15 protein-coding genes, 1 tRNA gene and 2 pseudogenes are annotated in these 15,952 nt (G+C 57.0%); 7 read left to right on the plus strand and 11 right to left on the minus strand.

Going from position 1 to position 15,952, the window contains the following annotated elements:
- Positions 1-12 precede the first annotated feature (12 nt).
- The 3 genes from NDJ82_RS01745 (at position 13) to NDJ82_RS01755 (ending at position 4,005) form a co-directional block, all read left to right on the plus strand.
- Positions 13-1,353, plus strand: a complete 1,341-nt coding sequence (locus tag NDJ82_RS01745) for an MFS transporter (protein ID WP_099586519.1) — start codon at positions 13-15, stop codon at positions 1,351-1,353.
- 166 nt (positions 1,354-1,519) lie between these two features.
- Positions 1,520-3,493: an avidin/streptavidin family protein gene (locus tag NDJ82_RS01750; protein ID WP_250924841.1), complete on the plus strand. Its 1,974-nt coding sequence runs from the start codon at positions 1,520-1,522 to the stop codon at positions 3,491-3,493.
- 188 nt (positions 3,494-3,681) lie between these two features.
- Positions 3,682-4,005 (plus strand): DUF2388 domain-containing protein, encoded by a 324-nt coding sequence (locus tag NDJ82_RS01755; RefSeq protein ID WP_250924842.1) that lies wholly within the window; start codon positions 3,682-3,684, stop codon positions 4,003-4,005.
- A gap of 257 nt (positions 4,006-4,262) precedes the next feature.
- On the opposite strand, the gene NDJ82_RS01760 is transcribed toward NDJ82_RS01755, so the two are convergent.
- Positions 4,263-4,895 carry a hypothetical protein gene (locus tag NDJ82_RS01760; protein WP_250924843.1) on the minus strand — a complete coding sequence of 211 codons (633 nt, stop codon included), beginning with the start codon at positions 4,893-4,895 and terminating at the stop codon, positions 4,263-4,265.
- A gap of 215 nt (positions 4,896-5,110) precedes the next feature.
- Between NDJ82_RS01760 and NDJ82_RS01765 the strand changes: the two genes are divergently transcribed.
- Positions 5,111-5,533, plus strand: a complete 423-nt coding sequence (locus NDJ82_RS01765) for a hypothetical protein (RefSeq protein WP_250924844.1) — start codon at positions 5,111-5,113, stop codon at positions 5,531-5,533.
- Between the two features lie 1,130 nt (positions 5,534-6,663).
- A complete protein-coding gene (locus tag NDJ82_RS01770) occupies positions 6,664-6,840 on the plus strand; it encodes a hypothetical protein (RefSeq protein WP_250924845.1) in 177 nt (58 codons plus the stop codon).
- Here the strand turns inward: NDJ82_RS01770 and NDJ82_RS01775 are convergent.
- On the minus strand, positions 6,833-7,267 hold the full coding sequence (locus NDJ82_RS01775) for a hypothetical protein (RefSeq protein WP_158878631.1): 435 nt from the start codon (positions 7,265-7,267) through the stop codon (positions 6,833-6,835). The genes NDJ82_RS01770 and NDJ82_RS01775 overlap by 8 nt on opposite strands.
- A 73-nt stretch (positions 7,268-7,340) precedes the next feature.
- Here NDJ82_RS01775 and yejK point away from each other — a divergent pair.
- Positions 7,341-8,393 (plus strand): annotated as a pseudogene (yejK, locus tag NDJ82_RS01780) (nucleoid-associated protein YejK).
- A 358-nt stretch (positions 8,394-8,751) separates the two neighbouring features.
- Here yejK and NDJ82_RS01785 read toward each other — a convergent pair.
- Entirely contained in the window at positions 8,752-9,312 is a 561-nt protein-coding gene (locus tag NDJ82_RS01785) for a hypothetical protein (protein WP_250924846.1), read from the minus strand.
- Between the two features lie 7 nt (positions 9,313-9,319).
- Positions 9,320-9,859 (minus strand): PIN domain-containing protein, encoded by a 540-nt coding sequence (locus tag NDJ82_RS01790; protein ID WP_158878629.1) that lies wholly within the window; start codon positions 9,857-9,859, stop codon positions 9,320-9,322.
- Between the two features lie 99 nt (positions 9,860-9,958).
- Between NDJ82_RS01790 and NDJ82_RS01795 the strand changes: the two are divergent.
- Positions 9,959-10,909, plus strand: a pseudogene (locus NDJ82_RS01795) (tyrosine-type recombinase/integrase); the annotation flags it as partial.
- An 82-nt stretch (positions 10,910-10,991) separates the two neighbouring features.
- Here the strand turns inward: NDJ82_RS01795 and NDJ82_RS01800 are convergent.
- The 7 genes from NDJ82_RS01800 to rpmI all read right to left on the minus strand — a co-directional run bounded on the left by NDJ82_RS01800 (position 10,992) and on the right by rpmI (position 15,914).
- A tRNA-Pro gene (locus NDJ82_RS01800) sits at positions 10,992-11,068 on the minus strand.
- A gap of 90 nt (positions 11,069-11,158) precedes the next feature.
- A complete protein-coding gene (locus NDJ82_RS01805) occupies positions 11,159-11,515 on the minus strand; it encodes a MerR family transcriptional regulator (protein ID WP_003219935.1) in 357 nt (118 codons plus the stop codon).
- Positions 11,496-11,798, minus strand: a complete 303-nt coding sequence (gene ihfA / locus NDJ82_RS01810) for an integration host factor subunit alpha (RefSeq protein ID WP_002553164.1) — start codon at positions 11,796-11,798, stop codon at positions 11,496-11,498. The genes NDJ82_RS01805 and ihfA overlap by 20 nt, the downstream gene beginning before the upstream one ends.
- A gap of 3 nt (positions 11,799-11,801) precedes the next feature.
- A complete protein-coding gene (gene pheT / locus NDJ82_RS01815) occupies positions 11,802-14,180 on the minus strand; it encodes a phenylalanine--tRNA ligase subunit beta (protein WP_112196232.1) in 2,379 nt (792 codons plus the stop codon).
- Between the two features lie 26 nt (positions 14,181-14,206).
- Positions 14,207-15,223: a phenylalanine--tRNA ligase subunit alpha gene (pheS, locus tag NDJ82_RS01820; RefSeq protein ID WP_250924847.1), complete on the minus strand. Its 1,017-nt coding sequence runs from the start codon at positions 15,221-15,223 to the stop codon at positions 14,207-14,209.
- A 109-nt stretch (positions 15,224-15,332) separates the two neighbouring features.
- The gene (gene rplT, locus NDJ82_RS01825; protein WP_003234252.1) at positions 15,333-15,689 is read right to left on the minus strand and encodes a 50S ribosomal protein L20; all 357 of its coding nucleotides are present in this window, start codon (positions 15,687-15,689) and stop codon (positions 15,333-15,335) included.
- Positions 15,690-15,719: 30 nt separating this feature from the next.
- Complete coding sequence (rpmI, locus tag NDJ82_RS01830; RefSeq protein ID WP_002553160.1) at positions 15,720-15,914, minus strand: 50S ribosomal protein L35; 195 nt, start codon at positions 15,912-15,914, stop codon at positions 15,720-15,722.
- Positions 15,915-15,952 lie beyond the last annotated feature (38 nt).

The following is a 15,952-nucleotide window of genomic DNA, read 5'->3' on the forward strand; positions in this document are numbered from 1 at the left end:
GACCTCCCCCTTATGAGCGAAGCTATTGCAATGCCCGAGCACCAAGCACGTTCCACCCGGCAAGTGGGCGATGTTTTCCACGATGTGCCCTTGACCCGCGAGCACCTCAAGTGCTGCCTCGCGTTGTTCTTCGTCTTCGCCATCGAGGCGTGGGAGATGATGATCATTGTCTACACCGCGCCGCTGATCGCCCAGGACTTTGCGCTGGATGCTTTAGCCCTGGGCCACCTGATTGGCGCCATGTTCATCGGCATGCTGCTGGGCTCGTTGATCTGGGGCAAGCTGGCCGAGCGCATCGGGCGCAAAGGAGCGGTGATCTGGAGCCTGGCCAGTTACGGCGTGATCTCGCTGGCCAGCGCCTTCGCGCCAGACTACACCACCCTGTACGTGTTGCGACTGCTGTCCGGCGTGGCGGCTGTGGGCATGATGGTGGTCACCTTCGCCCACTACCAGGAGTTGTTGCCTGTGCGCCAGCGGGGCGCCTTGACGGTGTACCTGGCGTCGGGTTGGCCCATCGGCATGCTCCTGGCGCTGGGAGCTACGGTGTGGCTGATGCCCTATGGCTGGCGCACGGTCATTGCGGTGAGTTCCCTCGGCGGCCTGTGGGCGCTGGTGGTGGCGCGCTGGGTGCCGGAGTCGCCGTACTGGCTGGCCAGTGTCGGGCGCCAGCCGCAAGCCCGCGCAGTGCTCGCCCGCCTGAGCCGAGGTGCCGTGCAGGTGCCGCAGGACTGCCAGCTGCAGGTGGACCCCGTCAGCCGTGGCCGGCAACGGGAGCTGTTCGCCCCGGCGCTGTTGAAAATCAGCACCTTGCAAATCCTGGTCAACTTCACGTTTTCCTGGGGCTATTGGGGCCTGCAAACCTGGCTGCCGACGTTGCTGCAACAACGCGGCCTGACCCTGCCGCAGAGCTATGGGTTCATCGCGCTGTCAGCCCTGTGCATGATCCCCGGTTACATGGCCGCGTCATGGTTGACCCATCGCTATGGCCGCAAGAAGATCATCGTCGGTTTTATCAGCGCCTCGGTGATCGCCGGCTATGGTTTTGCCAATTCACAAACGCTGGAGATGCTGTACCTGAGCAACTTTGCGCTGGCCTTCTTCAGCCTGGGTGCCTGGGGTGTCTGGGGCACCTGGATCGCCGAGCTGTATCCCACCCAGCTACGCACCATCGGTTACGCCTGGGCGATTCTGGCCCAGCGCATCGCCAACATCCTGGCACCCTCCTTGATCGGTGCGCTGGTGGCCTATGGCGCATCGTTCAACATCACCACCACCTTCATCAACGCCTTCATGCTGGCCACCGTGGTGCTGACGCTGTTCATTCCCGAAACCGAAGGCAAGACGCTGGACTGACGTGCAACGCATCGCGCTTTCACACGAGCCCCTCGGCGGTCACCGACATCCGCCCGCCAGTAACTGCGCTTGAATAGCGGTATGCCCATGGCTGCGACCCTCACCGGTCGCTTCCATCGCCCTTCTACACCCGCGTCAAACACCATTATCAGAAACGGAATTCACCATGAACAATGAACATCAGGTCGGGGGCATTACCCTCGCCATGGATCGTGGCCCCTACCAGAACAACGGTGCCGCCCCCTGGTACTCATCCCTGTACGTAGGCACCCCGAAGCAACCCTTGAAACTCTCCCTGGACACGGGCACCAACATCACTTGGGTCACTTCCAGCCTCTGCGCAGCGGATCGGTGCCAACACTACAGCGCAGGCCGGTTTGACTATCAGGCGTCCAGCAGTTTCACCTTCACGGACTGTCTGCAACGGCCCTACAGCTTTGGCCCATGGGGAACCATGCAGGTCGAGTCGGGCGCGGACGTATTGCACATTAACCAAACGACGCTGCCCACCCAGCTGCTACTGGCAGCGGACTACGACGGTGCACAGTTTCACCAGTTGGATTGGGACGGCGGCATTGGCTTGCCCAGCAGCAGCGCCTATGTCGACGGCCGTAGCTCGTTCGTGTTTCAGGCGTTAATGAACAGCGGCAAGGTGGATCCCACACACCCCTTCATCGCCTTCGATTGGGATGCCGCATCACGGCGCGGCAGTTGTCAGTTGGGTGGCATTGATGTCAGCAAGACCCGAGGCCCGCACCTATTTCTGCCTTGGTCGCTCTACAACAAGGTCGCTGGAGTGGAGTACATCTGGTCCACGCAGCTCACCTCCTACGCCGTCGGCGGCGAAGTGTTGGCCAACGACCTGAACTTTGCCCTGGACTCCGGTTCGTCTCGGTTCAAGGGAGACGACCGGCTGATGCGCCAAACCCTGGCGCGCATTGCCCAAGGTGGCTCCCCCGACGTGGTCCTCGGCTTTGCCGATGGCGAGATCACGCTCGGGGCCAATCTCTACAACGTATTGATTGAGGAAGGCCCCAGCAAAGGCAAAATCCTGCCTCAATTTGAGCCTCTCGGGTTGGCCGACCTGGTGTTGGTGGGTTCATTGGTGATGGAACATTGCTACACCGTCTGTGAGTACCGCGTGGTCCAATGTCGCCCGGGAACCTACTCATTGGCACCCGCTGGCGTGTGGCTCTTCAATCGCCCCGGCAGCCCGCAGATCATCACGCGCTCGTCCTCGCAACCGTTCGACACGGCACCGAGACCACTCAGCCACGCAAAGCTCATCTTCAGCGCCACGGCCAAAGCCGAAGCGCCTTCGCGGCCGATGTCGGCCGCCGGCACCTGGCAGAATGACTATGGTTCGGTCATGACACTGACGGTTGAAGGGAACCGGATCTGCGGCACCTACCAATCCTCGACGGGTTCGACAGGCAAATATGCCGTGGTCGGCTATCAAGCACCCGCCACCATCCACGCAGAACAAGGCCTTCCTGTAGCACTGGCCATCGAATGGCATTCCTTGGGTGATGAATCCTCTGATCCCAGCTGGAACTGGTCTTCTGGGCTAAGCGGACAAATTCTGCGCGTGAAGGACGAAGACAGGCTGACGCTATCGCATTTGCTGGTAGCCACCAGCGACTTCCCAGGGCTTGCTGACCAAGGCACCTACGTCGACAAGTTGCTGTACCACAGAGTGGCCTCCGAGCCGGAACATCCACCGGTTACCGCTCCCTCATCAAAGCCAGACATTCAAGACGCCCTAAGCGGCACCTGGGCTGCCGCTGATGGAAGCCGCTTGAACCTGCGTGTGCATGCAGGCCAGCGCCATGCATTTGGCTATGTCAGCGGCACACTGTCAGCCGACACCGGCGAAGCGGAAGTGTCCGGCTTCACCGACATCAATGCCCAAGCCAGTGGGCTACCGCTGCAATCGGTTAGCCTGACGGCAACAGGAGTCGAAGGCGCTACGACACTGTGCCTATCCGGCTCAGTCGACTTGAAGGATCACAGTTTGAATGTCCTGGTCATGGCCAGCTCGCCAAACACCGTTGCGCGCAGCTATGTACAGACGCGGGTGAAGTCACTGACGTTTTATCGGCAAGATGCGCGAACGCTGCATCAATTGGGTCAGGTCTGAATAATCGGAAATGTACCTGAGGGATGAAAAAAGACATGCGGTGAGTCTAAAACGTTATTGGTTAAACGCCTGGCAAGGACGGGCGTGTATCGCTCGTCTATCAGCCTGCCAGCGACCTTGGCTTTTTGTCCTGGCGCCCTACCCTCTGCTATCTTGGCGCACTCTGATCGCAATGGAAGCATCGCAGCATGGACTCATGGAAGATTGTAGCCGCAGCCCTCATGGTATCGATCAACGCTAATGCCTCCGAGGAGTCCGATGACTCCTATAACAACTCGGTGCTGTCTGTACTGATGGCTCCAAGTTACACCGTTGCAGGAACTACCGGGCTCACTATGCTGGCCGCCAATAACTTCAAGCCTGCAAAGGCTGACGCCCTTGCGTTCATTGGCTCAGAAGGCCGGATTCGCGGCGCCCAATTTGAACAGGCAGTGCGCTATTACCGCACGACATACGGCCCTCCCCTGATGACGGACCAGCAACTCGCCCAGGCAATCGTTACCTCTTACTGAGCGCGACCTTTCACGACCTTTTCACAGGCGAGCGCTTATGGTTACCCCAGCTCCTAGCGATCATCCCTTTCAGCCCGCCCTCCCCATCGCGGGCTTTTCTTTGCCTGCAATTTGCCGAGCCCGCCCGCTTTTGGGTGGGGTAGGCTCATCGCACCAACGAATGGGAGCACGCCGCGAGGATCTTCGAAGCCGTCGGCGTATGGCGCCAGGTGAAGGTCGATTCATGCACCGCATAGCGCGTATCACGATGTAATAGTTCATTTGTCCAGATTCAGTAGTTCCTGCATCCGTGAGCCAATTATTCCTCGCAACCACGCAGCATGAAACTCCATTTCTTCCAGAGAAGTACCCTCAGCCAATCGATATACGAACTCCTTGTCCCTCGGCCCCTGACACACGACGCTAAAATGGCCATCGCGGTCGTAACTGGCGAGCACGTAAGGGCAGATACAAATAATGTCGCTAAATGGCACCTGAACTTCGGTGGGCTTACGACCGCGACGGGTGACCGTGAGTGTTAGCAGTTGCTGGTTTTCGTCGAACGTGAAGGCGAGCACTCTAGCCGCCGAGGAGATCCATGCGAAGACCAGCCCCATGAGCCCAACAGAACCACACAGGAACTGGATGAGCAACGACGTGGTGAGGCTAGACCCATCGCTGCCAGGTTCACCTGGCATCGCTTCGAACCCGAGAAGGAGCAGTATCGCCAGCACTAAGCCCGGCAACAACGCAATCACCACAAAGCAGAAACCAAAAAGGGCCGCACCCGTGCTGCCAACGGTCAGTAAGTCCGGCCCGCGATGCCAAATAGGGGGGTGGGCGGCGGGGCTTTCAGTGCTTGAAGCGACTAGAGGCGTTGCGATGCGGTGCTGCTGGGTGACCGGTGGCACGCCGACCACCTCGCTCCAGTGGTGCGCGAGCTGCTTTCAAAGCAGACCACCGCCGGCACCTGGAAGCTGGTGTCTGGCAAGCCACTGCGACCCGAGCATGACGTGCTGGAGAACATGATGCCGGCCTGCGCTGGAACATCAGCAAAGGCGGCCAAACCCTGGAAGGCTGGCGCAGCTGGATCGCCGGTAGTGTTCCACTTCGAAAAGGTGACCCCATGATCAGCCTGCAGGCCCTGATGGAAGCCTTCGTCGAGGACCATAAAGAGTCCGCCGCCGAGGAGCACTGGGAGCATCCAGACATTCGCTTCCAGCCATCTGACTACGGGGGCCTGCATATCTACTTCGATAAGACGCCCAAAGATCACAGTGCTTCGAGCTACTCCAGAAGCTCTGAGCGCAGCGAATACATGCTCGACAACGCCATCCACATCAGCTTCGACCGTAACGGCAAGGATCGTGACGAAAAGGGGCGTGAGGTTGGCACTGTGTACTCCGCCAAAATCGACGGCGAGAAGATCAGCCAGACCCTGCGATTCCGCTCTCCATTCGAGAAGATGGTCGCAGCGCTCTACTTCGGTTCATCGAAGATCATCGTCGACTGTGATGAGGATGAGTTCAGCTACGGCATCTACGGCTGAACAACCAGCGCCACGACAGCCTGTCGTTAATTGCCCGGTCACCTGCGCGCCGAAGCGCAGGTTATATCGGGGGATGATCTGAATGCGACTGCGTTCCTTGCAAGGACCGCAAGAAAATTCACTTCGGCGTGAGTATCTTATTTTCGGGCGTAAGGGCCGCACAGTTCCTTCTGAAGGACCTGAAAGGGTGGAGCGCTTAGCGTGTTTACCATCGCTGCCACTTCAGCTTTATAAGCGGGGTCTGATTGCACTTTTCTAACTTCAGGCTTTATTCGTTCCATTGACGGTTCGTTGGCGAAAGCATTTTCGATGCTTGCGTTCATACCCGGGTTTGCCTTATCGCAGACTTGCTCCATTGCAATGGCAGTGAGAGCGGTTTGATGCAGCTCCTCATTCTCGTTTGCAATAGAGCGACCAGCGAAGCAAAGGCATGCCAAACATAGTGACAACCTGCAAATCCTTACCGACATTCAAAACTCCTTATTTATAGACGCTGAGGCCAGCAAGCTCCTGGTCAAAGCCCTATCAGCTTAACACTTACCCATCTCCGCCTCTATTGCGTCAGCACTCCTCCCCCGTGCCCATCGGCAACCAGCGGGAGGCATGAGTGTTGACGAATACAGGTGAACAACCCGCCACCTTGGAGGCGACCATGAACGCAGCATTGAATATTTGCCATGGGTGTTACGACGCTCAGTTGCCTCCAGAGGTCAGCGAGAGCGACGAGGTAATGACTGGCTGGAGCATCGGCGGAGCGACTGGTGTGCGGCGTCGACATCAAGTGGAAGCGCCGCTACGGCCAGCCGCAGGTCGTGACGTTCGACCGGTTCTGCACGGTGCTGCAAGGCCACCTGAATCAGCGCCAGATGGACGGCCTGGGCCAGCGTGATTCGTTTGCGGGAGCAAATTCGGCCCCCCGAACTTTGATGATGGTCGCTACTACTGCGGCAGCCAGTGGTGTATGCCATGACCGCCCACCAGCAGCACCGGCGCCGGGCCATCCACGCCCTGTCGGCCATCCTCGGCCTGACCTTCCTCACCATCGTTTTCTTGGGCCCCGCCATCGGCGGCCTGATCACCCAATAAATCATTCCGCACAGCGCCCAGGCATTACTGAGCAGGGCGAGGCGATGACGCTGATGATTCATCACCTGCATGCGATGGGTTCCGCAAAGTGCCAGCCGCTGCTGAATCCGCCGCGCCACGTTTTCGAACCTACGGAAAGTGTGGCGCGGGAATTCCGAAATAAAAGCCTGCTCGCCATTAAGAAAGACCTCGGCGACGAGGTTATCGGGCCAACTATTTAAGCGATGCAGGAGATATTGCATTGACAACAGGGTCTGCGACATCAGCTGGCTGCCCAGTCTCAACGTCACGAATTTCATACCTCCACCATGTCAACGATGATATTCCGTAAAGTCCATAGGTACGGCCGCCCACCAGATCAACCGTCATTTCAATCGGAGCAGTTTGCTGTTGCGCGGTAATAAACTTACGAACTTGAATCTTATGCCTTCCTGCACCCAGTCGGTACTCGCTCTGGCGGCTCAACCAATAAAGGGTTTGATCGTCGTCGATCTTAAATATTGTTAATGATTTGTCGAACTGTTGGATCGTAGCGATTTGGGAGCTTGATTTTCCTTCCGCACTTTTGTGCTCGTAATGAATACATCCGGTCAGCGTGAAGCTGAACATAATCATCGCTATAAAACGCCAAAAAATATGGTGTCGCATCAGTGTCCCTCCTAGGCTCAAATCCAAGGTGCGGATTGATACCTTATCCTTTTCCAAAATTCCACCCTACTCGCTGCATCCGGTAACCGGAGGGCGGCGCTTACCTGAGGTAAACGAAAGGCCTGTACGCCATAGCGTCATCCACAAGATCGACAAGAAGCCCGACGGCAGCCCGGCCGTTCTGTTCCTGGGCGCATCCGAGCAGGTTGAAAGCCAGGCACGCGACGACCTGATGAGCCAGCTCAACGAAAGCTATAATGCCGCTGCCGACAAGGGCTGGGGGTTCTTCCACCAAGAGTCAGGCGCTTTCCCTTTCAGCGGCTGGCTCCGCAAGCACCTGGCCGACGTCACCGACTTCCTGGCGTTCAGCACCACCGCCGTCGAACACCTGACCAAGTTGATGGAAGAATCAAACCTCACCACCGGTGGGCACGCCCTCTTCTGCCACTACCAGCAAGGCCTGACCGAATAACTGGTCATCGCCCTGGTGCAGGAAACCGAAGCGGTGACCATGACCGAGGATCTGGCCCTGATGACGGTGAAGCGCCTGGATCTGGATCACATCCGCCTGGCAACGCCCATCAACATCAGCGAATGGCAGACCAGCCGGCAGTCGAAGCATTACATCTCCTACCTGAAGGGCAAGCAGGGCCGGCGCCTCAACGACTACTTCCGCGACTTTATCGGCTGCCAGGAAGGGATCGACGGCCCGAGCGAAACCCGGACTTTGCTCAAGGTGTTCAGCGACTTTGTCGAAAGCGAGGATCTGCCAGAAGAGTCAGCCCGCGAGAAGACGCACACGCTGGTCAGCTACTCCATGGCCCAGGCCAAGCTGGGCGAGCCGATCACCCTCGACGAGCTGTCCAGTCTGATCGATGAAGACCGGCCGAAGAACTTCTACGAATTCATCAAGGCGAAGGACTACGGGCTTTCCGAGGCTCTGCCGCCGGAAAAGAAGACCCTCAATAAATTCCGGCGTTTCACCGGCAGGGGCGAGGGGATGTCGATCAGCTTCGAGGCGCACCTGCTCGGCGACAAGATCGAGTTCGACGAAGCCGGCGGCACTCTGACGCTACGAGGGCTGCCAACGCAGCTCACTGAACAGCTCAAGCGCGCCTCTTCCTGAGACGTTACTTACCGCTGGGATTTCACCAGCTTGTCAATAAGGCTCCAGGCTTACTCTCGTGCGTGCTGCCTGGCCTTATCCAAAGAGGCGAACAGTTGGTCGCCAGGTCGGATTGGTGGCAGACCTGGAATGCTGAGCTGATAGGTAAAGCCGTTAGTGTGGTGCCGAACCTCGGTGTCGAACTGGTGGCCTTGGCTTACATCAATGAATGTCTCAACGCTTGGCATATCCGCTCCTTGATCCGGCTCCATGCCGGTCACCCGTAATACCCCATATCAACGAATCACGCCAGCAGGCACGGCGGCTGATAGCCCCGCCAGGTCGCGCCACCGAACCAGACCAGCGATCAATTGAAACCTCATTCGCCGTTTATATCGAGATATTTAACCTCTTCATTATAAGGGGCTGACAATTTCAGTGTTACTGGTGGCTCGTAATCACATAGCTCAACAGCATCAAGTAATTTATCTTGATAAGAGATTTTAATTTGAAGATTGGCTTCACCGTCAAACGTTCTTTCAAATACATTCTCAAGCACGAATGGATAATTACCATCTTCGTGATCGAACGGACTTCTATCGTAGTCCTTCTCAACTTCAATGGTATCAGCTGTAAATGTGAACTCTAAATCATAGGTGCACTCTACATCGCCGACCGAAATCAAGTTAGCCTTAACCAGCTCGATATCGTATACATCAACATCTTCTAACTCCGAGTCCCAGCCGCCTATTTTGAAATCAGTATCAATCGCTTGTATGCACTCGTGGATTACGTTCATGAAATCTCCACGAACAACCTCCAGCGCCTTGGCAGCGAACTCGGATGGTTCTATGGAAACACTCTTAATGACGGCATCGATGAATTCGTCAACCGAGTCACTGCAAATCAAACGCGGATGTTCTTCCGCATACCTATGCATGTCCTTGTCACTGGACTGAGTGTCCTCGACCTGCTGAAAGGTCGTCTAAAGCCTTCAACACAAAAGCATCTGCAAATTCTTTTTCTTTCTCGCCCAAAGCAAATAGTGCGAGTGAAGAAAAATACCTCTCGAACACATAACTTGGTTTTACATCATCAATTGAAACATATTCAACGTTTTGGGAGTCGAGGAATGTTTCAAAATCCAGGGAGATCAACCGTGATATTTCATCCGCCGAAACCTTGGAAAATATTCCATGCGCCGGAATGCCTGGAACATTCCTCAAAATCATCGCATTCTTCTTGATTGCCTTGAGCTCGGAAACAGCAGCTAAAGACTTCTTCTTTATATGCGATAAAACCTCACCCTTTGTTACATCTGTAATTAACAAGCGGACTTCGCCATCGTCTATCAGATCTTTCAACCCGCCAAGACTATGGGTCAGAAACTGGAAGTTTTTGCCTTCATATATATTGGTATCTAAAAAAACCAAGCGTGACCTGAGCTCCATAAGCACCTTTCCCTTTTCTCTGATCATACGGAGCATTACTCGGAACGCCTACAGAAAGCTAAAGTCCGGCAATCAGCCTGGCCCCGACTTCACGCCCAGCCACCTGCGCCAGGCCACGGTCAACATAGGTTCGCTCAGGCGTCCATCCACATTTCGGCGACCTACATGGAGCAGTTGGACCCGTTCATTGGCGATATGCCGCTGCCCCACATCGATGACGATGCGCTTGCGCCCTACGTGCGGTTGAAGCTGAGCCCGGCGACAGGAAAGCCGGTAACGAACAGGACGGTGAATATCGCGCTGCAGCGGGTTATCCGGGTTTTGAACCTCTGTGCGCGAAAGTGGCGGGACGAAGAGCGCCGGCCATTGCTTGACGTGGTGCCGATGATTTCCCTGTTGGATGAGAAGACGAATAGCCGAAAGCCCTACCCACTTTCCTGGGAGGAGCAATCGATCCTGTTCGCCGAGCTACCGGCACACCTTCAGACCATGGCCATGTTCAAGGTCAACACAGGTTGCCGGGAGCAGGAAGTTTGCAAGCTTCAGTGGAATTGGGAGATTGCGGTACCGGAACTTGGAACGAGTGTGTTCCTGATCCCGGCTGGATTTGGGGGGAGGAGTGCCAGGTCTGGCGTGAAGAACCGGGACGAGCGCTTGGTGGTGATGAATGACGTTGCCAAGTCAGTGATCGAGAAGCAGCGCGGCAAACATCCGCTCTACGTTTTCCCATTTGGCAAGCCAGATGGTGAAGGGAATGAAACGACGGTTCACCGCATGAACGACTCGGCCTGGAAGAAGGCGCGGGGTCGGGCGGCAAAGAAGTGGCAGGAGAAGTTCTTGCGGCCGGCACACGACGGCTTTGACAGAATCCGCATTCACGACTTGAAGCACACCTTTGGGAGAAGGTTGCGTGCTGCTGGCGTGGCTGAGGAGGATCGCAAAGCGCTGCTCGGCCACAAGAACGGAAGCATCACCAGTCACTACTCGGCGGCAGAACTGGATCAGCTGATTGCGGCGGCAAACAAGGTATCAGCAACCGACTCACGCGCACCAGCGTTGACGATTCTGAAAAGGAGGGAAGCATGATGAAAAGCGCCAGGGTCACTCGGAAAGTCACTATGGCAAAAACAACAAAGCCGCTCGAAAGCGGCTAAGTCATTGAATAATATGGTCGGGACGGAGTGATTCGAACACTCGACCCCTAGCACCCCATGCTAGTGCGCTACCGGACTGCGCTACGCCCCGACTAGGCGTGTTACTGGATTTGCTTCGCAACGAAGCGATCAGGAATATACCGCAAGCTTTTGAAATGTGGAAGTATTTTAAAAGCCTGTATCACTTCTTCAAAACCACCAGCACATCTTCGAGTTCGGAGATCATCTGGCGGATCATTTGCTTGTATTGGGTGGTGTCGTCTTTGGCTTCATCACCGGACATGCGCTGGCGCGCGCCGCTGATGGTGAACCCCTGGTCGTACAGCAACGCACGGATCTGTCGGATCATCAGCACATCCTGGCGCTGATAATACCGACGGTTCCCGGTGCGTTTGACGGGGTTGAGTTGAGGAAACTCCTGCTCCCAATAGCGCAGCACGTGCGGTTTTACCGCACAGAGCTCGCTGACTTCACCGATGGTGAAGTAGCGCTTGCCTGGGATGACGGGTAGCTCGTCGTTATGACTTGGTTCCAGCATAAGCCTCAACTCGGGCCTTCAACTTCTGCCCTGGACGAAAGGTGACCACACGGCGAGCCGTGATCGGGATTTCTTCTCCCGTTTTTGGATTGCGGCCAGGCCGCTGGCGTTTGTCCCGCAGGTCAAAATTGCCGAAACCGGACAATTTGACCTGTTCGTTGTCTTCCAGAGCGTGTCTGATTTCTTCAAAAAACAGCTCGACCAATTCCTTGGCCTCGCGCTTGTTCAGACCCAACTCTTCGTACAGACGTTCCGCCATCTCAGCTTTCGTCAAAGCCCCCATACGTCACTTCCTTAACGTGGCGTTCAACCTTTGTTCGAGCGAGGTGAGGATATTTTGTGTCGTGGTATTCACCTCATCGTCATTAAGAGTGCGCGATGGATGCTGCCAGGTCAAGCCAACTGCAAGGCTTTTTCTATGCGGATCAATGCCTTTACCCTGATAGACGTCAAATAGCCTGAGGTCTGTCAGCCATTCCCCTGCATTTTCACGGATTACATCCAGAACAGCAGTGGCGGCGACTTCACGGTCGGCGATCAGGGCCAGGTCGCGGCGCACTTCGGGGAAGCGCGACAGCTCGCTGAATTTAGGCATCTTGCCCGAGGCCACTTCAGCCAGGACCAGCTCGAAAACGAAGACCGGACGGTCAAGGCCGAGGGTTTTCGACAGTTCTGGATGGATAGCGCCAACGAAGCCGACCAGGCGACCGTCACGTTCAATACGTGCGGTTTGGCCCGGATGCAACGCCGGGTGGCTGCCTGGAACGAAGGTGAACGCATCCAAGGCACCGGCAAAGCCCAGCACCGCTTCCACGTCAGCCTTGACGTCGAAGAAGTCCACGGCGTCGCGGCCCTGTGCCCAACCTTCAGGCAAACGGCTGCCACAAACCACACCGGCCAGCATCGGTTCTTGCTTCAAGCCATCGAGCTGACCCACGAAACGCAGGCCGCTTTCAAACATGCGCACGCGGTCTTGCTGGCGGTTCAAGTTATGGGAAAGCGCTTTCACCAGACCCGGCCACAGCGACGAGCGCATGGCGGCCATGTCGTTGGAGATCGGGTTGGCCAGCAGCAGCGGCTCGACGCCAGGGTTGAACAGTTCGAACTGTCTCGGGTCGATGAAGCTGTAGGTCACCGCCTCCTGATAACCACGGGCAACCAGCAGACGACGCAACTCAGGCAGGTGCGCACGCGCCTCGGCTTTGGGTTGCGGTGCCAGGCGAGCTTGCGGGTAACGAACCGGCAGCCGGTTGTAGCCGTACAGGCGAGCCAGCTCCTCGATCAGGTCGACTTCCAAGCTGATATCGAAGCGATGGCTTGGCACTTCAACCTGCCACTGCCCTTCCCCACCTGCAGAAATACCGAGGCCGAGGGCCGACAACAGCTGCTCGATCTCAGCAGGCTCGATAACCAGGCCGAGCATTTGCTCGACGCTCTTGGCGCGCAGGGTGATCGGTGCCACCGACGGCAGATACTGTTCGCTGACCGTCTCAGTGATAGGGCCGGCTTCGCCACCCGTGATATCCAGCAGCAGGCCAGTGGCGCGCTCCATGGCTTCACGGGCCAGTTGCCAGTCCACGCCACGCTCGTAACGGTGCGATGCATCGGTGTGCAGGCCATAGGAACGGGCCTTGCCAGCGATAGCGATTTGATCGAAGAACGCGCTTTCGAGGAAGATATCGCGCGTGGTCGCGGACACACCACTGTGCTCACCACCCATCACGCCGGCAATCGCCAGAGCGCGGGAATGGTCAGCAATTACCAGAGTATCGGCGCGCAGAGCCACTTCCTGACCGTCGAGCAATACCAGCTTCTCGCCTTCTTCAGCCATGCGCACGCGGATGCCGCCGTTGATCTCGGCGAGATCGAATGCGTGCAGCGGCTGGCCCAGCTCCAGCATCACGTAGTTAGTGATGTCGACGGCAGCGTCGATGCTACGCACGTCGGCGCGGCGTAGGCGTTCAACCATCCACAGCGGGGTTGGCTTGGACAGGTCAACGTTGCGGATCACGCGGCCCAGGTAACGCGGGCAGGCGTTTGGCGCCAGCACCTCAATCGGCCGCACTTCATCATGTACGGCAGGCACAGTGGCCACCACTGGACGGGTAACCGGGGCGTTGTACAGCGCGCCCACTTCACGGGCCAGACCGGCCAGGGAAAGGCAGTCGCCACGGTTCGGGGTCAGGTCGACCTCGATGCTGGCGTCTTCCAGTTCCAGGTAAATGCGGATGTCCTGGCCCACTGGCGCATCGGCCGGCAGCTCCATCAAGCCATCGTTACCTTCGCCTACCTGCAGCTCGGCCTGGGAGCACAGCATGCCGTTGGACTCAACGCCGCGCAGCTTGGCCTTCTTGATCTTGAAGTCGCCCGGCAGTTCGGCGCCGATCATGGCAAACGGGATCTTCAGGCCCGGGCGCACGTTGGGCGCTCCGCACACGACCTGGAACGTTTGCGCGCCGTTGCTGACCTGGCACACACGTAGCTTGTCGGCGTCCGGGTGCTGCTCGGTGCTCAGCACCTCACCCACGACCACGCCACTGAAAACACCGGCGGCCGGCGTAACGCTATCGACCTCAAGACCGGCCATCGACAGACGAGCTACCAGCTCGTCGCGATCTACCTGCGGGCTTACCCAGCCACGCAGCCATTGTTCACTGAATTTCATCCTGCTCTCCTAATGATTCGTTACGACTAGCGAAATTGCGCGAGGAACCGCAAGTCGTTGTCGAAGAACAGACGCAAGTCGTTCACGCCGTAACGCAGCATGGCCAGACGCTCAACGCCCATGCCGAAGGCAAAGCCCGAGAACTCTTCCGGGTCGATCCCGGACATGCGCAGCACGTTAGGGTGAACCATGCCGCAGCCCATCACTTCCAGCCAACCGGTCTGCTTGCAGACGCGGCAGCCTTTACCGCTGCACATCACGCATTCCATGTCGACTTCAGCGGAAGGCTCGGTGAACGGGAAGAACGATGGACGGAAACGCACCGCCAGTTCTTTCTCGAAGAACACCCGCAGGAACTCTTCGATGGTGCCTTTGAGGTCGGCGAAATTGATATCGCGATCCACCAGCAGGCCTTCGACCTGGTGGAACATCGGCGAGTGGGTGATATCCGAGTCGCTGCGATACACACGGCCAGGGCAGACGATGCGGATCGGCGGCTTGTTCGCTTCCATGGTGCGGACCTGTACTGGCGAGGTATGGGTGCGCAACAGCATGTTGGCGTTGAAATAGAAGGTGTCGTGCATCGACCGGGCCGGGTGATGGCCTGGGATGTTGAGCGCCTCGAAGTTGTGATAGTCGTCTTCGACCTCTGGGCCTTCGGCAATGCCGTAGCCGATATGGATGAAGAACTGCTCGATACGTTCCAGAGTCCGAGTGATCGGGTGCAGACCGCCCGAGGCCTGGCCACGGCCAGGCAAGGTTACGTCAATGGACTCGGCGGCGAGTTTGGCCGCAAGATCGGCCTCCTCCATCGTCGCCTTGCGTGCATTGAGCACCTCTGTGACGCGCTCCTTGGCGACGTTGATCAGCGCACCGACTTGCGGACGCTCTTCAGCCGGCAAATTCCCCAGGGTCTTCATCACCTGAGTCAATTCACCCTTTTTGCCAAGGTAGTGAACCCGGATTTGCTCCAGGGCATTGATATCTTCAGCGCTTTGCACAGCCTCAAGAGCTTGAGCGACGAGCGCGTCCAGGTTTTCCATGTACAGACTCCAGATACAAAATAGGGGAAGAGCTTGAAGGCTCTTCCCCTATTTATGACGTTTACCACCCTGGGCTACAGGAGCAACCCAGGGTGACTGTCGGGGGTACTTAAGCCAAGGTGGCTTTAGCTTTCTCGACAATCGCAGCAAACACCGCTTTTTCGTTCACGGCCAGTTCAGCCAGAACCTTACGGTCGATTTCGATGGACGCTTTTTTCAGGCCAGCGATGAAACGGCTGTAGGACAGACCGTTAACACGTGCACCGGCGTTGATACGAGCGATCCACAGAGCGCGGAACTGACGTTTTTTCTGACGACGGTCACGGTAGGCGTATTGGCCTGCCTTGATTACCGCTTGCTTGGCAACACGGAATACGCGTGAACGCGCGCCGTAGTAGCCTTTAGCAAGTTTCAGAATTTTTTTGTGACGCTTACGGGCCATGACGCCACGCTTAACACGAGCCATGAGTTACTTCCTCTAGTCTTGATCCAAAAATTAACGAAGGCGCAGCATGCGCTCGACTTTTGCCACGTCAGACGGATGCAGCAAGCTGCTACCGCGCAGTTGACGCTTACGCTTGGTCGACATTTTGGTCAGGATGTGGCTCTTGAAAGCGTGCTTGTGCTTGATACCGTTAGCGGTTTTCAGAAACCGCTTAGCAGCACCACTTTTAGTCTTCATCTTTGGCATGTTCGGATACTCCGCATTCAGTTGATAAACATAATCAG

This window comes from Pseudomonas sp. SR18, from assembly GCF_023701505.1.
Lineage (GTDB): Bacteria > Pseudomonadota > Gammaproteobacteria > Pseudomonadales > Pseudomonadaceae > Aquipseudomonas > Aquipseudomonas cyclaminis.